We start from the raw sequence: 19263 nt of genomic DNA on the forward strand, positions 1-19263 counted from the left end.
GGAGGACGTCAACGCCGGGAACACCGCCTCGCAGACGCTGCACGACTCGGCCGGCAGCAGCGGCCACGCGCTGATCGCCTGCCCGAACACGGCCTCCACCTGCCAGACCGGCTACCACACCTACTCGGTGATCATCGACCGGACCAACACCAGCGCCGAGCAGATGCAGTTCCTCATGGACGGCGTCGTCGAAAGCACCATCACCGAGTCCTCGGTCGGCACGGCCGCCTGGCAGGCCGCGATCGACCACGGATTCTTCATCATCTGGGACCTGGCGATGGGCGGAAACTACCCCGACGGCGTCTCCGGCCAGACCACCCCGACCTCCGCTACCACCTCCGGCGCGTACATGAGCGCGGCATACGTGGCCGTATACGAGAAGGGCGGCAACTCGACCCCGACGGCCACGCCGACCGCGACCGGCACGGTCAAGGGAATCAACGGTCTGTGCCTGGCGAACCAGAACTCGCTGAACACCGAGGGCAACCCGATCGGCGTGAGCGCCTGCAACGGCGGCTCCGGACAGAACTGGTCGACATACAGCGACAACACAGTGCGCGTCCAGGGCGGCTGCCTCGACGTCGTCGCGGCCGGAACGACCAGCGGCACCAACGTCGACTGGTACGCATGCAACGGCACCAACGCGCAGAACTGGACCCACCAGGCCAACGGCGAGCTGGTGAACCCGAACTCAGGGCTCTGCCTCACCGATCCGGGCGGCGACACCGGCTCCCGCCTCGACATCGAGACCTGCACGGACTCGGCCCAGCAGCAGTGGACCCTGCCCAGCGGCGGCGCCGCGAACACGGTGACGGTCACCAGCCCGGGCAATCAGACCACGACGGTCGGCGCCGCCGCCGGCGTGCAGATCCACGCGTCCGACTCGGCAGCCGGCCAGACGCTGACCTACAGCGCGAGCGGCCTGCCCGCGGGCCTGTCGATCAACGCCTCGACCGGCCTGATCTCCGGCACCCCGACCGCGACCGGCACCTCGAACGTCACGGTGACCGCCAAGGACGGCACCGGCGCCACCGGCTCGACCTCCTTCACCTGGACGGTGAACTCCAGCGGCGGCGGCACCTGCGGCACGACGAACATCGCACTCAACAAGACCGCCACCGCCTCGTCGACCGAGAACGCGAGCTTCCCGGCGCAGAACGCGGTCGACGGCAACACCGGCACCCGCTGGTCGAGCGCCTTCTCCGACCCGCAGTCGCTCGAGGTGGACCTCGGCAGCACTCAGTCGATCTGCGGCGTCTCGCTGAACTGGGAGACCGCGTACGCCACGGCGTTCCAGATCCAGACCTCCAACGACAACAGCACCTGGACCACGATCTACTCGACGACGACAGGCACCGGCGGCACGCAGAACCTGACGGTGTCTGGATCAGGACGCTACATCCGCATGTACGGCACCGCACGTGCTACGCAGTGGGGCTACTCGCTGTGGGAATTCCAGGTCTTCGCGGGTAGCGGCGGCAGCACCGGAACCCCGGTGACGGTCACCGCGTCGCAATACGCCGCGCAGAGCTCGACCGGCACCGAGGCGACGTCAGACAACGGCGGTGGCCAGGACGTCGGCTGGATCAACTCGGCGAGCTGGCTCCAGTACAACAACGTCAACTTCGGCTCCGGCCTGTCCGGCAACGTGACGGCACGCATCGCCTCGGCGGTGACCGGCACGAACATCGGCACGATCCAGTTCCGCCTCGACTCGCTGACCGCCACGCCGTTCGCGACTGTCCCGGTGAGCGGGACAGGTGGCTGGCAGACCTGGACCACGGCCGGCCCGGTGACGGCGTCGGCGATCCCCAGCGGAACTCACACGCTGTACGTGACCTTCACGACGAGCACCGGCGGCAACTTCGTCAACGTCAACTGGTTCACCTTCAGCTGAGGTACCCAGGCGCAACACACGCAGCATGCACACGCCGAGGGGCGTGGCCCGAGTGAAGGCCGCGCCCCTCAGCGTCCAGGGACCTCGCTCTTAGCTGTCGAATCGGATTGCGTTCATGCGGCAGTTGAGCTGAGACGAACCTCGCTCTCAGTTGTCGAAGGCGGTTGCTCGGGCCGTCTTCTCCCACGTGGCGATTTCCGTACGTACGGACTCCAGGTGGGCGAGCACCGCGTCCACGGAGTCGTCGCCAAGCGGCAGCCGAAGCGGGGTGTGCTCCGCCTCCAGCGCTGCGATGACCGCCTCGGCGGCCTTCGTGGGATCGCCGGGCTGCGTGCCGTCGGCCGTCGCGACCACGCGCCGCGTCTCGCCGGACGTGGAGTCGTAGTCGTCGATCTGCCCGCTCGCGCTCGCGTTTCCGAACAGCCCGGTGCGGAACGCGCCCGGCTCCACGATGAGCACCTTGATGCCCAGCGGCCGCAGTTCGTCGGCCAGCGCCTCGGAAAGTCCCTCCAGTGCGAACTTCGTGGCGCTGTAGGCGCCGAAGCCGGCGAACGACAGCTGCCCGCCCATGCTGCTCAGCTGCACGATCGCTCCCGACCGCCGGGCGCGCATGTGCGGGAGGGCGGCGCGGATGAGTGCGGCCGGCCCGAAGAAGTGCAGGTCGAACAGGTCGCGCAGCTCGTCGTCGGCGGTCTCCTCGACTGCGCCGACGTGCGTGCGGCCCGCGTTGTTGACCAGAACGTCGATCCGGCCGTGCCGCGCGATCACATCGTCGATGACCGCCCGGCCCGCCGCCTGGTCGGTCACATCGAGCCGCAGCGCCTCGACGCGATCGGGATGCGCGGTAACCAGGCCGGCAAGTGCTTCCGGCCGCCTCGCGGTAGCCACCACGATGTCGCCGACCGCCACCGCAGCCTCGGCGAACGCCCGCCCGAAGCCGCTGTTCGCGCCGGTGATGAACCAGACCTTGTCCATTTTGGAATCCTCGTCGATCCGTTCCGCTTTCGATACGAGTCTGCGGCCCGGGCTGCGACGCGGTCCAAGACCTTCTGTTATAACCGATGGTTATGGACGTGCATGGCAGGGATCTGCGGTACTTCGTGGCGGTCGCCGAGGAACTGCACTTCACCCGAGCGGCGGAGCGGCTGTTCGTGTCCCAACCGGCGCTGAGCAAACAGATCCGCCTCTTGGAGAAGCACCTGGACACGGCACTGTTCACGCGCGATAGGCGAGCAGTCCAGCTGACTCCTGCTGGTGAGGCGCTGCTGCCGCATGCCCGGCGTGTCCTCGAAGCCTGGGAGGATGCGAGCGCGGCGCTGGAAGCGGCGAAAGCGGTCGCAGACTCCACGCTGATCATCGGTATGAGCACCAGTCCCGGACGCGGCGGGATGCTGCCGGCCATCCGGTCGCGCTTCACCGGTGCGTTCCCCGGCGCACGGCTCGAACTGCGGCAGGTCGGCTGGGAGGACCCGACCGCAGGACTCGCCGACGGCTCGAGCGACGTCGCATTCGTCTGGTTGCCGATTCCCGAGGAACACCGCTATGGACGAATCATCATGGCCGCCGAACCCCGACACGTCGCCTTTCCCGACCGTCATCCCCTCGCCGCAAAGCCTGATGTCACGATGTCCGACCTCATCGACGAGCCCTTCCTTGCCCTGCCGGAGACTGCGGGTCCGCTGCGGGATTTCTGGCTTGCGCTCGACGCACGTCCCGACGGTGCGGCGCGCATCGGTGCCGTCATCAACAATCCTGACGAGACCTACGAAGCGCTTGTCGACGGCCGTGGCGTGTGTCTCGTGGCGTCCGGCAACGCGCCGCTGCTCACTCGGGGTGACGTCGTCACGCGCCCCGTCGTCGACATCGCTCCGTGCCACCTGGCGTTGGCCTGGCGTAAGGAGGATGCGCGGCCATTGGTGAGAGGTTATGCGCGAGCCGCAGCCCTCTTCCTTGGACGTACACATGCGGACCCGAGTTTGTAGTGCGTGCCAATTGCCGAGCATGGCCGATGATGAGATGTGGGGTGAGGCGACATGAGTGGCGCCCTCACCGGCTGGCGTGCCGGCAGGGGGCCGTTAGGTCATGCCAGGCCGTCGGCGAACTGGGTTATCGCCTTGAGCGTCATGGCCGGCTGCTCGATGTGCGGGAAGTGGCCGGCCTCGGGTATCGGCTCGAAGAGCGCTCCAGGGACGGACTGCGCGAAGGCGCGACCGTATTCGAGGTCGGCGATCCGGTCGCTCTCGCCCCAGACGAACAGCGCGGGAGTCGTAATCGCCGAAAGGCGCGCACGCAGCTGAGGGTCGAACATTGACGCGCCGCCGTAGAGCTGGACCGCCGCGCGGTTTGCCGCCATGACCGCCAGGCGCTCCGCCGGAAGTGCTGCCGGGTCTATGCGGTACGGGGCCGGGTCGTGGTAGGCCAGCGCGAGCAGCTGGTCCGGGGCGACATCGGCGGTCTCGGCGATCGGGTGGCCCTCCACCTCGATGCCCACGGCGTTGATCACCACGATGCCGGCGAGTCGCGGGGCGCTGATGCCGAGCGCGAGCTGCGCCGTCACCCAGCCGCCGAGCGAGTTGCCGGCGACCACGACGTCGATCAGCCCGAGGCGCTCGAGCAGGGCTTCGTAGACTGCGGCGAGACCGGCCACGCTGTCGAGACGTGCGGGGCGTGGTGTGCCTTCGAAGCCGGGATGCGTGGGAGTAAGCACGCGTATGCCGCCTTCTGCCGCGAGCGCTTCGGCGAGATTCGCGACGGAAAGTGGACCGGCACCGCCGTGCAGCAACAGCAGCGGTCTGCCCTGACCGCGGTCGTCGACCGTCAGGTCCACTTCGCCGATTCCGGGCACGGACAGCTGGTACGTGGACTGAGTCATGGTTGGCTCCTCAGGCTTCTGGGTCGGCGGCGTACGTGGTCGCCGGGACGGTTTCGTAGCGGTCCATCACGACGGCGACCGCTTCGTCGTCGAGTGGCTGCCCGGAGGCGAGCAGGTCGCGCAGATCGCGGAAGTACTGCACGTACAGGTCCGGCGTGAAGGTGTTGATCATGACGAGCGGTTGCGCGCCCGGGTTGGCGAAGCTGTGCGGTGCTCCCGGCGGCACCATGACCAGCGAGCCGGCGGGCGCGTCGTGCACCGCGTCCCCGACCGTGAACTGAGCGGTGCCGGAGACGACGAAGAACCCTTCGTCGTGCCGGGCGTGCCGGTGCTGCTGCGGTCCCGGCGAGTGCGGCGCGAGGGTGATCTCGGCGGCGCCCAGCCGGTGACCGGTCGTGCTGCCGTCCTCGAGGATCCGGATCTGCGCGGGGCCGAGCTTGATGACCTCGCCATCGCCGGGTCCGACGACTGACACCTCTGGCACCTCGGTCATGGACGCCTCCTTCGTGAGAGTTGACTCTCACGAAGTTACCCTGGTTCGCACTTTCGTGCAAGTGAACTCTCATGAAGAGAGAAGACTTTGACGAACCCGCTTCGGCGCGCGACGATGGTCACGTGACGCAGATCCGGCAACGAACGGAAACCGAGGAGAAGGCGCCCGAGACGGCGCATCCTGAACTCGGCGGTCGGCGCAGCAATCAGAAGCTGCGCACGCGCAACGCGATCATCGCCGCGACCCGTGAGCTGATCCGCGGTGGCGGCGAGGTGACCATGCCTGCCGTCGCGCAGGCGGCGCTGGTCTCGGAGGCGACCGCGTACCGGTACTTCCCGGATCTCAGCACGCTGCTGCGCGAGTCGTTCACCGGCCTGCTGCCCGACCCCGCCGAGGCGATGGCTCCGCTGGCCGACAGCGCCGATCCGGTGGAGCGCATCGAGCACGCGACCCGCTTCCTGCTCGGCCATGTGTTGTCGTATGAGGGCGCGGTGCGCGCGATGATGTCGGCCGCGATAGCCGACGCCCAAGGTGGCGCGATCCGACCGGGATTGAGGTTCGGACTTATTGACAGCGCGCTCGCGCCCTTGGAACGCGCAACGGGTGCGGACGGCGCCGCCCAGAGCGCGTTGGCACTGGTCCAGCTCAAGCGCGACCTCGCACTCGTGGTCTCCGCCGAGGCGCTGTTCACCCTGACCGACCTGTGTGGCCTGTCGCCGGACGAGGCGATCGACAGCGCCGTACACGCGGCACGCGCGCTCACCCGGGCGGCCATAGAGACTGGCTTTCGACCGCCCGAGTGAGCACGCCGCGCCGGATTTCCCCGGAGGCGTCGCAGGGCGCTTACGGCAGCAGTACCACCTTGCCGTGCGCGTGGCCCTGCTCAACGAGTTCGAACGCCGCGCGGACCCCGTCCAGCGGGAACGTCGCGGCGATCGGCATTTCGAGTTCGCCGCGCGCCACCAGGTCCGCCAGCTCGGACACCACCTCGATCGTGGCCGCGGCGCCGTTGCCCTCCGCCTTCACGCCGTACTCGGCTGCCGCGGCGAAGTCGATGATCGTATCGATCCGCTCCGCGTCAACGCCGAGATCGAGCGCCAGCTTCACGTAACCGTCGCCATGCGTGTCGATGAAAGCGTCGACGCGCCGCGCCGTCTCGCGCAACCGTTCGGCCAGGGCGTCGCCGTACTCGACCGCCTTGACCCCATGACCGGCCAGCCAGGCGTGGTTGGCCCGGCTCGCGATACCGATGACCTCGGCCCCGGCGCGCCTGGCCAGCTGCACAACCAGCGAACCCACGCCGCCGGCCGCGCCCGAGACCGCGACCGTGTCGCCGGGCTTCAACTCCACCGCCCGCACCGCCGCGAAGGCCGTCGTCCCGGCGACGAACAGCGAGCCGGCGACCTCCCACGGCACGTTCCGCGGCTTCGGCGCCAGCTCGTCAGCCCGCACGACGACGAACTGCGCGTGGCTGGCGCGCCGGTTGGTGAAGCCGAGCACCTCGTCGCCGACCGCGAACCCGGTCACCCCCGGCCCGAGCTTGGCGACCACACCCGCCAGGTCGCTGCCCTGACCCGACGGAAAGTCAGCGGGCCAGCGGTCGTGCATCACGCCCGTGCGTATCTTCGCCTCGCCCGGGTTGATGCCTGCCGCCTTGACCGCGACCAGCACCTCTCCCACGCCCGGCTCGGGCAGCGGCACCTCCACTACGTTCAGCACGTCGATGTCGCCGTATCGCTCGAATCGCACTGCCTTAGGCATGTCCGTACTCCGTTCCCAGTCCCGTGTCTCTACGCCCGGTCGGTCTCCGGCGGCTTTGCCAGCCCGGAGCGAAGCCGCGCGATGAGGGAGCTCAACTGAGCGAGCGAATCGGCCGGCAGCACCGAGCCGAGCCGCAGCTGCAACTCGTCGTCCACCACCGCACCGGCCCCGGCGAGCGCTTGCGCGCCCTCAGGGGTCAGCTCGATGATCGACGAGCGGCGATCGCCGGGGTTGCTGCGCCGTGCGACATGGCCACGCCGTTCCAACCGGTCCACGGCCTTGCTGGTGCCGCCGACCGTGATCGAAAGCTGCTCGGCGATGTCGTACACCCGGCACGACTCGGTGCGCTCGACGACCTGCATCACGTCGAAGTCGCCCATGGAGATGCCGGGCGTCTCACGCAGCCGCCGGTCGACGGCGTCCCACAGCTCGATCTCGAGCCGTACGACGTCACTGAACAGCTGCCTGAGGCCGTCCGACGCGTTGCCCGCCATGATCGCGCTCCCTCCTTACCTTCCACGGAACTAGATTCCCTGGAATCTTATTCCAGGGAATCATCCCGCGCCTGACGGCACGGTCACACTCGAATCCGTCAGGCCGGCGCGCCGATCCGGTCGAGCTCGGCGGGGGAGGGGCGCAGTACCGCGGCGGCAACGTTCTCCTCCAGATGCGCCAGGTCACCGGTGCCCGGGATGGCCAGCACATGCGGTCCCTGATGCAGCGTCCAGGCGAGCTTGACCTGCGCCGCACTCGCGCCGTGCGCCTCCGCGACGCGGAGCACCTCCTCGCTCTCGTGGCTGCTGTCCGCCGCGGCGCCCTCTTCGCGCCGCTCGCCCGAGATGGCGAAGTAGGGCACGAAGGCGATGCCCTGCTCGCCGCACGTGCGCAGCACCTCGTCGTGTACCCGCACCTCCACGCTGAAGCGGTTCTGCACGCACACCACGGGCGCGATCGCCTGCGCTTCGGCGAGCTGCGCCGGGTTGACGTTCGAGACGCCCAGGTGGCGGATCAGCCCCGCCTCGCGCAGTTCGGCCAGTGCGCCGAAGTGTTCCGCGATCGACTCCTGGCGCATCCAGCGCAGGTTGACCATGTCCAAGTGGTCCCGCCCGAGCTGGCGCAGGTTCTCCTCGACCTGGCCGCGAAGCTGCTCGGGCGTGGCTGAGAACCAGTGGCCGGACGGATCCCGGCCCGGGCCGACCTTCGTGACGATGACCAGATCCTCCGGATACGGATTCAGCGCGCTGTCGATCAGCTCGTTGGCCGAGCGCAGCGCAGAGAAGTAGAAGGCCGCGGTGTCTGTGGTTGACGCCGAGCTCGACCGCCCGCCGCAGCACCCTGATCGAGCCTCGCCGGTCGCGCGGGCGGCCCAGGTCGAAGCCCGCGGTGCCGGTCAGCCGCATCGCGCCGAATCCGAGCCGGTTGACGGTCAGGTCGCCGAGCCGCCAGGTGCCCGCCGCGGCCGCGGTCATCGTGTTCGCATCCATGATCGAAGTCTGCCACGGCCCGCCGCGGCCGGGTTCCGCTCCGGCCGCAGGCCCGCGTATCCGCCGCCTGACGGACGGTCACTTCCGTAAGCCGATCTTAAGCGGGATATACCGGTCAAGATCCAATGGCCGCCAACCGTTGACGCGGCCGCCCCGGCTTTCCATACTCGCTGCAACCGCAGTCCGTAAACGCTTCCGGTCGCGTGCGGCGCCTCGCGACCTCACCCACGGCGACGCGGTCCGCGCCCGCATGGACGGCAGCTGCCTGCGCGCCTGCCCGTGCGTACTGACAGAAGGAGATGTGCCCTCTCATGCTCTCCCGCAGGAAATTCATCGTGGCGTCCTCCGCGCTGGTCGGCGGCGCCGCGACGGCCGGCGTCCTGTCCACCCGTGCCTCGGCCACCGCACCCACGCTCAACATCGCGCTGCAGAACGCGACGACGTCGAACACCGTCTACGCCTACATCACCGGGCTGGCGATCGACAACGGCAACGCCCTCTACCTCCTGCAGGCGGACGGGCACACGCCGTACTACCCCTCCTCGCCGGGCTCCACCGGCACCCCGCTCGGCGCGAACTGCGCGATCCCGCTCGGAGCGCCCGGCTCGACCGTCACCGTCACCATCCCGCACCTGGCCGGCGCGCGGATCTGGTTCTCCATCGGCGCGCCGATCACCTTCCTGCTCAACCCAGGTCCGGCGCTGGTCGAGCCCTCGGTCACCAACCCGAGCGACCCGAGCATCAACGTGATGTGGGACTTCTGCGAGTTCACCTACAACAGCGCGCAGATGTTCGCGAACATCAGCTACGTCGACTTCGTCTCCATCCCGATCTCGCTGACGCTCACCAACTCCTCGGGCGGCCAGCAGCACGTCTCCGGCCTGCCCGCGAACGGCCTCGACACGGTGTGCAACGGCCTCATCGCGCAGAACAACGCCGACGGCGCAGGCTGGAACAAGCTGATCGTCACCTCGGGCGGGCGCAACCTGCGCGCGCTCAGTCCGACCAACGGCATCGTGATGAACTCCTCGCTGTTCTCCGGCTACTTCAACGGCTACCTGAACCAGGTCTGGTCGAAGTACTCGACCACACCGCTGACCGTGGACACGCAGGCGCAGTGGGGCACGGTGACCGGCCAGGTCTCCGGCGGCCAGCTGAACTTCGCGGGCGCCGCGAGCTACGGCATGCCGTCCTCGGCCGACATCTTCAGCTGCAACTCGGGACCCTTCGCCCCGGGCTCGGCCGAGAAGAACGCCATCAGCGCGCGGATCAGCGCCGCGCTGAACCGCTCCACGCTGCTGGCCGACGCGAACCAGCCGGACGGCGAGAACCCGGCGAACTACTACACGAACGCGGTGACCAACCACTACGCGCGCATCGTGCACGCGGCGAACCTGGACGGCCGCGGCTACGCCTTCCCCTACGACGACGTGGCGCCCAACGGCGGCATCGACCAGTCCGGCGCGGTCAACGACCCGAACCCGGTGCTGCTGACCGTCGCGGTCGGCGGCGGCAACGCGTCCGGCGGCCCCGGTCCGAGCCCCAGCCCGAGCGCGTCCGCGACCGGCGGTGGTGGCGGCGGCACGGTCAGCGCGTTCTCCACGATTCAGGCCGAGAGCTACAGCTCCCAGTCCGGAACGCAGACCGAGGCCTGCTCCGACGCCGGAGGCGGACAGGACGTCGGCTGGATCGCCAACGGCGACTGGCTCGGCTACGCGAACGTGGACTTCGGCAGCGGCGGCGCGACCCAGTTCAGCGCGCGGGTCGCATCGGGCGCCGCCAGCGGTGTCAGCGGCCTGGTCCAGGTGGCCCTGGACAGCCCCGGCGCCGCGCCGATCGGCAGCTTCGCGATCGCCAACACCGGCGGCTGGCAGAGCTGGCGCACCGTCCCGGCGAACATCAGCCGGGTGACCGGAGTGCACACCGTGTACCTGACCTTCGCCAGCGGCCAGCCGGCCGACTTCGTGAACGTCAACTGGTTCACTTTCGGCTAGCCGAGGCCGGAGCCGGAGCCTGGCCGGGCCGCCCGGGCTCGAACGCCGGTCGCCGAGTTCGGGGCGACCGGCGTTGCAGCCCCAGTTCGAACCGCCCTGGTTCGACGGCTCAGTAGGAGCGGCTCAGTTCGAGAAGTCCTGCGTCATCCACACCGTGCCCGAGCTGTCGCGGAACACGGCGATGCCGATGTGGTGGAAGGAACTGCTCAGGATGTTCTGGCGGTGACCGTCGTTCGGCGGCTTCTCATCGAGCATGCTCTGCGTCAGGCCGACGGCCATCTGCGCGATGGCGGACTGCGTGTCCGACACCGGGCCGCCCTCGCCGATGTTCTCGCCCGCGCTGGTCCACTGGACCCCGGCGGCAGTCTCGCGATCGCCGAGCGGGGCTTCTCCCGGGCACTGGTGGGAGAGGCCGCAGCCGCCGGCCATCGTCTGGTTGTGCGTGGTGGCGCTGCTGGTGAGCCCTGACGTGATCGTGTACGCCGGCAGTCCGGCCTGGGCCCGCGCCTGATCGATGAGGTCGAGCACCTGCTGCACCGCGGTGCTCTCGTTCGTGCCGTTCGCCGCGGCGGTGGTCGTGTTGGCGACCCGCGGCTTCTGCGCCGGAGCGGAGCTCGGGCTCGGCTTCGCGGGGCTCGGCGAGGTCTTGGGGCTCGCCGCGGCGCTGGTCGCGGCCGCGGGGGAGGACGGCGCCGCACCGGGGGATAGGGGCACCAGCCCGGGGGCCGAGCTCGACAGCGCGCGCGAGGACTGGCTGGTGGTCGGCGCGTTCGTGCCCATTGAGCGCACTGTCACGATGCCGGCGCCGGCGGCTGCGGTGATCAGCACCGCGGCGATGATCGGCTTGACCGCCAAATGGCCGAGGTGTCCGGCGTGCGGGGCGACTCGGTGCGACGAGGTTCCGTGCTTGGCGCGCTGCCCGGGTATTCGGGTACCGGGGCCGCTGCCGGAACCGGACGCGTCCGGCGCGGGGTTCGCGGACGGCGCCGGGCTCGACGGCAGGTGGGTCACGCCGTGCATCGCCCCATGCGTCGAGGCCAGCATGTAGGCGGCGTAACCGGCGGGCAGCGGGACAAGGCTCAGGCCGGCCAACAGCCGCTCGGCGGGTATGAGATCCGCCTCGGCGCTCGCGCAGTAGCCGCATTCGCGGATGTGCCGGGCGAACCGCTTGCGCCACAGCGGGGACTCCTCGCCGCGCCAGGAGAACATCGCCTCCGAAAGGCCCGGGCAGCGCGGCCTGGTGGTCAGCGCGCGTACGACCAGTCGGGCGCCGTCGAGCTGCGCCTTCATCCGGGCGATCCGCACGGTGACGTGGTGCGGGTCCAGATCCAGCGCGGAGACCAGCTCGCCGCGGGTCAGATGGCCGGCGTTGACCAGCCACCACAGCGACAGCAGGTGCCGGTCGTCCGGATCCAGCCAGCGGGTGGCCAGCGCGACCTCGCGGCGCTGGCCGGAGAGCCCGAGCTCGACGAGCGTGAGGTCGACGAAGTCGGCGCCCGGGTCGGCCAGCTCGGCGATCTCGTCGAGCCGCGCGGTGTCGCGGTGCGTGCCGGCGTGCTCGCGCACCTGGTTCATCGCCACCGCGACCAGCCAGGAGCGGAAGCGTTCCGGATCGCGCAGCCCGCCGAGGCCGCGCACCACGCGCAGCATCGTCTCCTGCACCACGTCGTCGACGTCGGCGTGCCGGGCCAGCGCGCGGCCCACGATGTTGTACACCAACGGCAGGTACTGCGCGACCAGCTCGTCCAGGGAGTCCTGATCCCCGGAGCGTGCAGCCGTCACCAGCCACGCGTCCGTCTGCCCGACCATTCGCTCAACCTCGCCTCAGACCGCTACCGTCCCCCTTCAGTCTTGGAGACCCCCAAGGTAGGGGCCGGGTCACAGAAATTCCACGCCTGGCTTGCAAAATCCGCCCCAGGGATTCGTCACACCTACTCGCCGCGGCCCGGTTGCGGCCTTACTCAGCTGACGTAGTATTTACCCATGCAAGTAAAACAGGGGGACGCGGCCGAAGCGCCGCAGCGCTCGCTCGCCTCGGACGCGCGGCGCGGTCAGATCATCGCGGCGGTGATCGAGGTGCTGGCGGAGTACGGCTACGCGCAGACCACTTTCGCCCGCATCACGCGCAAGGCCGGGATCTCCAGCACACGCCTGATCTCGTACCACTTCGGCACGAAGGACGAGCTGATGGACGCCGTGCTTGTCGACGTCGCCGTGCGCATGCAGACGGCGATAGCCGAGCGCACGGCGGCCGAGCCGACGGCGGCCGGGAAGCTCACCGCGCGGATCGAGGCGGAGCTGGAATGGATCGCGGGACACCTGCCCGCGGTACGCGCCATGTACGAGATCTGCATGAACGCGCGCGAGGACGACGGAACCCTGCGCTTCGGCGTTGAGGCGACCGCGCAGGCCAACGTCAACGAGCTCGAGCCGATCCTGCGCGAGGGGCAGCAGAACGGGGAGTTCCGCGAGTTCGACAGGGTCCTGATGGCGCTGACGCTCAAAGCGGCCATCGACGCGGCGATCGCCAGGATGACCAGCCCGCCGCGCCTGAGCCTGGCGGAATGCGTGCGCGAGCTGACCACGCTGGCCCGGCTCGCCACCCAGCGCGAGGGCGACGCGCCGCAGGGTCGCGCATGACCGCCCTGAGGCCCGCGGTGCGCCGCAGCCGCCGGGCCACGCTGCTCATCGCCCTGTGGGACATCGGCGCACCGACCGCGCTCTACTACGGCCTGCGCGCAGCCGGGGTGAGCGTGTTCTCGGCGCTGCTCGCCGGCGCGATACTCCCGGCGCTGAGCACCGCGGTGCAATGGACACGCCAGCGGCATCTCGACGCGCTCGGCGGCTTCGGGGCCGGCATGATGCTGATGAGCCTGATCGTTTCGGTGATCGGCGGCAGCCCGCGGTTCCTGCTGGCCCGGGACGGCTGGGTCACCGGGGTCGGCGGCCTCTGGTTCGCCGGAACGGCGCGAGCGCGCCGGCCGCTGGTGTACCTGAGCGCGCAGCCGCTGTTCGACGGCCGGTTCCGCTCAGACGGCACGCCGTGGGACGTCCTCTGGGAACACGAACCCAGGTTCCGCCGGATCTGGCGCGTCTCCACGGTCATCTGGGGAGTGACCATGCTCGCCGACGGCGCCGCGCGCATCACCATGGCCTACGCGCTGCCGGTCGATTCGGTGCCGGCCCTCAGCGCGCTGCTGTGGCCGATCACGATCGGCTTCCTGCAGGTGGTCAACGGCGCCTACTACGAGATCGCCGGGCTGTGGCGGATCACTTCCGGCCGGGTCCGCACCGGTGACTACCGCGCCGACGAGGCCGGCGCCCCGGTGGCCGGCTCCGAACCGGCCGAACCAGCCGAATCGGCCCGGACCTAAGCTCAGGGAGAATCAGCAGCTCAGAACGCTATTGCTCGCGTGTATACACTCAGTGTATTCTCGCCGCATGAGCGTTCCGCTGACCCTGCTCGGCCTGCTGGACCGGGAGCCGAGCCACGGCTACGACCTCAAACGGGACTACGACGCGTTCTTCGGCCGCGGCAAGCCGCTGCCGTTCGGGCAGGTGTACTCGACCCTCGGCCGGCTGGCCCGCGACGGCAAGGTGACGGCGGGCGAGGCGGAGCCCGGCGACGGGCCGGACCGCAAGCGCTACGCGATCACCGAGGCCGGCCGCCGCGAGGTCGAGTCCTGGCTCGCGCAGCCGGCCGAGCCCGAACCGCACCTGCAGACCGTGCTTTTCGCGAAGGTCGTCCTCGCGCTGATGCTCGGCCACCCGGCCGCCGACTACCTCGACGCGCAGCGCGCCGCGCACCTGCGGCGGATGCGCGAGCTGACCGAGCTGCGGCGCACCGGCCCGACCGTCGACGTCCTGCTGGCCGACTACGGCCTCTTCCATCTCGAAGCCGACCTGCGGTGGATCGACGCCACCGAGGCGAGGCTCGGCGCCCTCGCGGACCTGGTCCGCACCTCAGAAACGGGGATCTGATGAACGACGGGGACTCGATGACCACCGGCCGATCCGGCCTGTCGCCCGCCGAACCGGCGCCGCCGCCCGGCGCGGCACGCGGCAGCATGCTCGAAGCCCGCGACCTCTTGCGCGCCTTCGGCAACACTCCCGCGCTGCAGGGCGCGAGCCTCACCGTCGCGCAGGGCGAGGTGCTCGCGGTGATGGGCCCGAGCGGTTCGGGCAAGTCCACGCTGCTGCACTGCCTGGCCGGGATCTACACGCCGGACCGCGGCGAGGTGTGGTTCGACGGCCGGCGCATCGACACCCTCAGCGAGAATCGCCGCACCGAGCTGCGGCGCACCGCCTTCGGCTTCGTCTTCCAGTTCGGCCAGCTGGTCCCGGAGCTGACCGCGCTCGACAACGTCGCGCTGCCGCTGCTGCTCGGCAGGGTCCGGCGCCGGCGCGCCTACGAGACCGCGCAGTCCTGGCTCGCCCGGCTCGGCCTCGGCGACCTCGGCGCGCGCCGCACCGGCGAGCTTTCGGGCGGCCAGGCCCAGCGCATCGCGATAGCCCGCGCGCTGGCCACCCGGCCCGCGGTGCTGTTCGCCGACGAGCCGACCGGCGCGTTGGACTCGCTGACCGGCGAGAAGGTGATGGACCTGCTGGTGAGCACAGCGCGGCAGGAAGGGACGACGGTCGTCGTGGTCACCCACGACGCGCGGGTGGCCGCCTGCGCCGACCGCGAGGTCATGGTGCGCGACGGCCGGGTCGCCGCCGGGTACGGTGCGGCGGCGGCCGCCCGATGATCCGCCTCGGACTGCGGCTCACGCTCAGCAGCGGCCGCGAAGGGATCACCCGGCTCATCGCCACGGCGCTGGCCGTCGCCGTGGGCGTCACCGTGCTGCTCGCCGTCCTCGGCGACTACCACGCCTTCCAGGCCGGCGCCGCGCGGCAGTGCTGGGAATGCACCCACGCCGCCGACCTGTCGAACCTCTCCCTCGCCGCGCCGCCCGCCGACGCGGAGCTGTGGAACTACAGCGAGGACTACTTCAAGGGCCAGACCGTCGAACGGCTCGACGTCGCAGCCCTCGGCGACAAGGCGCCGGCGATCCCCGGCCTCGCGCAGATGCCTGGTCCCGGCCGCTACGACGTCTCGCCCGCGATGGCGGCGCTGCTGGCCGGCACGCCGCACGACCAGCTCGGCGACCGCTTCCCGGGACGGCAGGCCGGCGTTCTCGCCGACGCTGCGCTCACCGGGCCAGACGAACTCGTCATCGTGGTCGGATACACCCCGGCGCAGCTCGCCGCGATCCCGGGAACCGGCGCGGTGGACAAGATCGACACCGCCCCGCGCGCTCAGGGCACGACCAGCGTGTACCGGCTCGGCTTCGGGCTCGGCGCGATCGCGATGGTGCTGCCGATGCTGGTGCTGGTCGGCACTGCGACCCGGCTCTCGGCCGCCCGGCGGGAGGAAAGGTACGCCGCGCTTCGGCTTGTCGGCGCGAAGGCCCGGCAGATCAACGTGATGGCGTCGGTGGACGCGGCGATCGGCGCGATCCTCGGGACAGCGCTCGGCATCGGCGTCTTCCTCCTCATCCGGCCCCAGGTCGCAAAGGTCTCCATCACCGGAGCGAAGGTGTTCGGATACACCGTCGCGCCGACCGCCGCCGAATACGTCGCGGTCCTGCTCCTCATCCCGATCATCGCGGCGGCCGCGGCGGTCTGGTCGCTACGCAGGGTGAAGGTCTCTCCGCTCGGTGTCAGTCGGCGTACCACGCCGCCGCCGCCCCGCGCGTGGCGGCTGATCCCGCTGCTGATCGGTGCCGCCCTATTCGTCGCCGCGGTAGGTTCCGGCGGCTCGGACACGAGCCCGGCGATCGCCTTCCCCAGCTTCGTGCTGGTGATGTTCGGCCTGGTCATCGCCGGGCCGTGGCTCACCATGAAGTGCTCGGTGCTGCTCGCCGCGCTCGCGAAGGGCGCCCCCTCGCTGCTGGCCGCCCGGCGGCTGGCCGACAATCCGAGGGCCGCGTTCCGGACCGTCAGCGGCCTGATGCTCGCGGTGTTCGTCGGCACGGCGATCGGAACGATCGTCTCGACCGGACTGCACGCATCCACCGGAGGCACGCGCGCGCAGCTGAACGACGTCCTGCGCGTCGGCTACAACATCAGCGACGGTCCCAGGCCCGACGCCAGCAACGCGAACGACGGCCTTTCACCGCGGCTCGCCGCGCAGACCATCAGCGCACTGCAGAGCTATCGCGGCGTCAGCGTGATCGCGATCTACGCGCTTCCGGCCTCCGCGCAGACCGCGGCGCACGGCAATGGCGGAGCTGGGCAACGCGGCCCGGACCCGAACACGCCTCCCGCGCCGGACAGCGTGATCAGCTGCGCGGCGCTGCGCGAGCTGCCGGTCCTCGGCACCTGTCCCTCCGGCGCCCAAGCCGTCGAGCTGCTGCCTGCCGACCTGTTCACGGACAATCCGCTCGCGATGCAGTTCCCGATCGTGACCGGCGGCGATCCCGCGTACTCGGGCGGTCTCGCTGATCTTCGGCTCAATATCCTCATGGTGCGTACGGGCGACGCCGCGACGCTGGAGCGAGTCCGCACGTACCTGGCCGTGCACATCCCGCCGCTGGCGGGGGCGAACGTGCCGGCCGGGGGCAACCAGCCGCAGACCTTCGGCGAGGTCGCGCAGGTCAGGCAGGCGGCGATCGAGGCCGCGCAGCGGGTCATCTTCCTGATGATCGGGCTGACGCTGCTGGTGGCCGGGTGCAGCCTCGCGGTCGCGATGGGCGGCGGGCTGATCGAGCGCAAGCGCCCGTTCATCCTGCTGCGGCTCAGCGGCACCGCCTCGCGCAGCCTGTATCTCACGGTGCTGCTCGAGTCGCTGCTTCCGCTCGTCGCCACCGCCTTGCTCGCCGCGGTCACCGGGCTGGTCCTCGCCATCCCGATCGCGAACGCGCTCGCGCACGGGGCCCCGCTGCAACTGCCGGGACATGCGTACGGCTTGACCATGGCCGGCGGATTGGCGGTCTGCCTCGCCGTCATCGCCTTGACGCTGCCGCTGCTCGGGCGGATCACCGCGTCCGACAACGCGCGGTTTGAGTAGGGGCGGCGCATACAGCGCTGCGAGGACAACCCCGGGGGAGCAGGGGAGAAGGGCGGCGGGGCCTGCTGACAGGCGGTACGGCAGGCCCCGCCTGAGCGCCGGACCGCGGCGTGGTCCGGCACCTGCTCGGGGTGCGGTGAAGCACGGTTGCTTCGTAGAGCTGTGCTCGTTCGTGAAGCTGTGCTCGTTCGTGGGTCGCGCGACGTGGTCTGTGCGGCGCGGTGTGGAGTGCGACGACGCCTCGCGAAATTGTGTTGCGTGACACCAAATTCCGCAAGGGGTCATGACGAATTCGTCGCGATTCGCGCACCTAAGGCCGAGAACTCGCAGGAAGGCGCCGCCTGGCGCCCGAGGATTGTTTTCCGCTGCAACGAATGAACGTCGCTCGTCGCCCACCCCTGGGGACGTGGTAGGCAAGTCGCATGCGAATCTGCGTCCTGGGTGCCGGAGCGATCGGCGGATTCATCGGCGCGCGGCTGGCCGCGACCGGCGTGCAGACCACGGCATTGGCCCGCGGCGCCACGCTCGAAGCGCTGCGGACCAACGGCTGGCGCGTGGAGGACGGCACCGAACTGCTCACCGCGCCGGTCCACGCCTCCGACAGCCCCGCCGAGCTGGGCCCGCAGGACGTGGTCGTCATCGCCGTCAAGGCACACTCGCTCGCGGCGGCCGCGTCGAACGTCGGCCCGCTGCTCGGCCCGGACACGATCGTGCTGACCGCGATGAACGGCGTGCCGTGGTGGTTCTTCGACGGCTTCGGCGGGCCCTGCGCGGGACGGCGGCTGACGAGCGTCGACCCCGAGGGTTCGATCGCCGCCGCGATCCCGACCGGCCACGTGCTCGGCGCCGTGGTGCACATGAGCTGCAGCGCGCCGGAACCGGGCCTGGTCCGGCACCACCGAGGCCGCGGTCTGATCATCGGGGAACCCGACAACTCCGACTCGGCTCGCCTCAGCGACCTCGTCGCGGTGCTCAAAGGCGCCGGCCTCGACGCCACCGCCACTGCCGAGATTCACAAGGAGATCTGGTACAAGCTGTGGGGCAATCTGACGATCAATCCGGTCTCCGCCCTCACTGGCGCCACCGCGGACCTGATCCTCGACGACGACCTCGTACGCGGCTTCTGCCACGCGGCGATGCTGGAGGCGCAGCGGATCGGCGCGCTGATCGGCTGCCCGATCGACCAGAGCCCGCAGGACCGCAGCGAGATCACCCGCAAGCTCGGCGCGTTCAAGTCCTCGATGCTCCAAGACGCCGAGGCCGGCCGCCGGCTCGAACTCGACGCGCTGGTCGGGGCGGTACGCGAGATCGGACAGGCGGTGGACGTGCCGACGCCCTACATCGACGCGCTGCTCGGCCTCACCCGGCTCGGCGCCAAAGTCCGTGGACTGTGACGGCGTCCGTGGTCGGCTGCGGCTGACGGCCTGTCACCCACAGAGGCGACGCGTGTCCTCCCGATAGGGCAATCGCTCGCGCCCGAACGCACACCTTCGGCCGTGTTCCCTGCTCATCGGCGGTTCCCGCACCTACATTGGCAAGCGAGCGGTTGTGCGAGCGGCGTGCGCGAGTTCCAACCAACGGGGCATATCGGACGTCTTTGGTCATGAAGGCTTCCGGTTCTCCGGCGACTGAGAGGTGCGGTCATGAACAGGTTCCCCGTTGCGGCGCCACGCCGCGGATTCGGCGCGATCTGCCTGGTGGCGGGTGCCGT

Annotated in this window: 16 protein-coding genes and 1 pseudogene; 10 read left to right on the forward strand and 7 right to left on the reverse strand. The window is 70.2% G+C overall.

All coding sequences use genetic code 11. The annotated features are described in order from the left end of the window. On the forward strand, positions 1-1897 hold a 1897-nt coding region (locus VFB40_RS19775; protein ID WP_324852802.1), incomplete at its 5' end, for a carbohydrate-binding protein. Between the two features lie 147 nt (positions 1898-2044). Here VFB40_RS19775 and VFB40_RS19780 read toward each other — a convergent pair. Then, positions 2045-2872, reverse strand: coding sequence for an oxidoreductase (locus VFB40_RS19780; protein ID WP_324852804.1), 828 nt, complete (start codon positions 2870-2872; stop codon positions 2045-2047). An 86-nt stretch (positions 2873-2958) separates the two neighbouring features. Here VFB40_RS19780 and VFB40_RS19785 point away from each other — a divergent pair, with 86 nt between their 5' ends. Then, positions 2959-3879, forward strand: coding sequence for a LysR family transcriptional regulator (locus VFB40_RS19785; protein ID WP_349261556.1), 921 nt, complete (start codon positions 2959-2961; stop codon positions 3877-3879). Between the two features lie 98 nt (positions 3880-3977). On the opposite strand, the gene VFB40_RS19790 is transcribed toward VFB40_RS19785, so the two are convergent. Both VFB40_RS19790 and VFB40_RS19795 read right to left on the reverse strand, forming a co-directional pair. Continuing rightward, positions 3978-4769 (reverse strand): alpha/beta fold hydrolase, encoded by a 792-nt coding sequence (locus VFB40_RS19790; protein ID WP_324852808.1) that lies wholly within the window; start codon positions 4767-4769, stop codon positions 3978-3980. A gap of 10 nt (positions 4770-4779) precedes the next feature. Next, positions 4780-5262: a cupin domain-containing protein gene (locus VFB40_RS19795; RefSeq protein ID WP_324852810.1), complete on the reverse strand. Its 483-nt coding sequence runs from the start codon at positions 5260-5262 to the stop codon at positions 4780-4782. Between the two features lie 122 nt (positions 5263-5384). Between VFB40_RS19795 and VFB40_RS19800 the strand changes: the two genes are divergently transcribed. Continuing rightward, complete coding sequence (locus VFB40_RS19800) at positions 5385-6065, forward strand: TetR/AcrR family transcriptional regulator (RefSeq protein WP_324852812.1); 681 nt, start codon at positions 5385-5387, stop codon at positions 6063-6065. A gap of 40 nt (positions 6066-6105) precedes the next feature. Here VFB40_RS19800 and VFB40_RS19805 read toward each other — a convergent pair whose 3' ends face one another. The 3 genes and pseudogenes from VFB40_RS19805 to VFB40_RS19815 form a co-directional block, all read right to left on the reverse strand. Further along, positions 6106-7023, reverse strand: a complete 918-nt coding sequence (locus VFB40_RS19805) for an NADP-dependent oxidoreductase (protein WP_324852814.1) — start codon at positions 7021-7023, stop codon at positions 6106-6108. A gap of 29 nt (positions 7024-7052) precedes the next feature. Continuing rightward, positions 7053-7517 (reverse strand): MarR family winged helix-turn-helix transcriptional regulator, encoded by a 465-nt coding sequence (locus VFB40_RS19810; protein WP_324852816.1) that lies wholly within the window; start codon positions 7515-7517, stop codon positions 7053-7055. A gap of 98 nt (positions 7518-7615) precedes the next feature. Further along, positions 7616-8507 (reverse strand): annotated as a pseudogene (locus VFB40_RS19815) (aldo/keto reductase). Between the two features lie 311 nt (positions 8508-8818). Here VFB40_RS19815 and VFB40_RS19820 point away from each other — a divergent pair. Continuing rightward, positions 8819-10501, forward strand: coding sequence for a beta-1,3-glucanase family protein (locus VFB40_RS19820; RefSeq protein ID WP_324852818.1), 1683 nt, complete (start codon positions 8819-8821; stop codon positions 10499-10501). A gap of 123 nt (positions 10502-10624) precedes the next feature. Here the strand turns inward: VFB40_RS19820 and VFB40_RS19825 are convergent, their stop codons facing one another. Beyond that, entirely contained in the window at positions 10625-12310 is a 1686-nt protein-coding gene (locus tag VFB40_RS19825) for a sigma-70 family RNA polymerase sigma factor (RefSeq protein ID WP_324852820.1), read from the reverse strand. A gap of 174 nt (positions 12311-12484) precedes the next feature. Between VFB40_RS19825 and VFB40_RS19830 the strand changes: the two genes are divergently transcribed. From VFB40_RS19830 to VFB40_RS19855, 6 genes are all read left to right on the forward strand, one after another. Further along, positions 12485-13141: a TetR/AcrR family transcriptional regulator gene (locus VFB40_RS19830; RefSeq protein ID WP_324852822.1), complete on the forward strand. Its 657-nt coding sequence runs from the start codon at positions 12485-12487 to the stop codon at positions 13139-13141. Next, on the forward strand, positions 13138-13875 hold the full coding sequence (locus VFB40_RS19835; protein ID WP_324852824.1) for a VC0807 family protein: 738 nt from the start codon (positions 13138-13140) through the stop codon (positions 13873-13875). The genes VFB40_RS19830 and VFB40_RS19835 overlap by 4 nt, the downstream gene beginning before the upstream one ends. A 67-nt stretch (positions 13876-13942) precedes the next feature. After that, positions 13943-14482, forward strand: a complete 540-nt coding sequence (locus tag VFB40_RS19840) for a PadR family transcriptional regulator (RefSeq protein ID WP_324852826.1) — start codon at positions 13943-13945, stop codon at positions 14480-14482. A gap of 86 nt (positions 14483-14568) precedes the next feature. Continuing rightward, entirely contained in the window at positions 14569-15249 is a 681-nt protein-coding gene (locus VFB40_RS19845) for an ABC transporter ATP-binding protein (RefSeq protein WP_349261557.1), read from the forward strand. Continuing rightward, positions 15246-17552: an FtsX-like permease family protein gene (locus VFB40_RS19850; protein WP_324852830.1), complete on the forward strand. Its 2307-nt coding sequence runs from the start codon at positions 15246-15248 to the stop codon at positions 17550-17552. Before VFB40_RS19845 ends, VFB40_RS19850 begins: the two co-directional genes overlap by 4 nt. Before the next feature lie 422 nt (positions 17553-17974). Beyond that, positions 17975-18946 (forward strand): 2-dehydropantoate 2-reductase, encoded by a 972-nt coding sequence (locus VFB40_RS19855; protein ID WP_324852832.1) that lies wholly within the window; start codon positions 17975-17977, stop codon positions 18944-18946. Positions 18947-19263: the final 317 nt, after the last annotated feature.

The organism is Actinocrinis sp., from assembly GCF_035650855.1.
GTDB lineage: Bacteria > Actinomycetota > Actinomycetes > Streptomycetales > Catenulisporaceae > Actinocrinis.

Excerpts from the sequence above, each read along its gene's own strand:
- VFB40_RS19780 (WP_324852804.1), bottom strand. The coding sequence starts at position 2,872 with ATGGACAAGGTCTGGTTCATCACCGGCGCGAACAGCGGCTTCGGGCGG.
- VFB40_RS19785 (WP_349261556.1), top strand. The coding sequence starts at position 2,959 with ATGGTTATGGACGTGCATGGCAGGGATCTGCGGTACTTCGTGGCGGTC.
- VFB40_RS19790 (WP_324852808.1), bottom strand. The coding sequence starts at position 4,769 with ATGACTCAGTCCACGTACCAGCTGTCCGTGCCCGGAATCGGCGAAGTG.
- VFB40_RS19795 (WP_324852810.1), bottom strand. The coding sequence starts at position 5,262 with ATGACCGAGGTGCCAGAGGTGTCAGTCGTCGGACCCGGCGATGGCGAG.
- VFB40_RS19805 (WP_324852814.1), bottom strand. The coding sequence starts at position 7,023 with ATGCCTAAGGCAGTGCGATTCGAGCGATACGGCGACATCGACGTGCTG.
- VFB40_RS19810 (WP_324852816.1), bottom strand. The coding sequence starts at position 7,517 with ATGGCGGGCAACGCGTCGGACGGCCTCAGGCAGCTGTTCAGTGACGTC.
- VFB40_RS19820 (WP_324852818.1), top strand. The coding sequence starts at position 8,819 with ATGCTCTCCCGCAGGAAATTCATCGTGGCGTCCTCCGCGCTGGTCGGC.
- VFB40_RS19825 (WP_324852820.1), bottom strand. The coding sequence starts at position 12,310 with ATGGTCGGGCAGACGGACGCGTGGCTGGTGACGGCTGCACGCTCCGGG.
- VFB40_RS19830 (WP_324852822.1), top strand. The coding sequence starts at position 12,485 with ATGCAAGTAAAACAGGGGGACGCGGCCGAAGCGCCGCAGCGCTCGCTC.
- VFB40_RS19835 (WP_324852824.1), top strand. The coding sequence starts at position 13,138 with ATGACCGCCCTGAGGCCCGCGGTGCGCCGCAGCCGCCGGGCCACGCTG.
- VFB40_RS19840 (WP_324852826.1), top strand. The coding sequence starts at position 13,943 with ATGAGCGTTCCGCTGACCCTGCTCGGCCTGCTGGACCGGGAGCCGAGC.
- VFB40_RS19845 (WP_349261557.1), top strand. The coding sequence starts at position 14,569 with ATGCTCGAAGCCCGCGACCTCTTGCGCGCCTTCGGCAACACTCCCGCG.
- VFB40_RS19850 (WP_324852830.1), top strand. The coding sequence starts at position 15,246 with ATGATCCGCCTCGGACTGCGGCTCACGCTCAGCAGCGGCCGCGAAGGG.
- VFB40_RS19855 (WP_324852832.1), top strand. The coding sequence starts at position 17,975 with ATGCGAATCTGCGTCCTGGGTGCCGGAGCGATCGGCGGATTCATCGGC.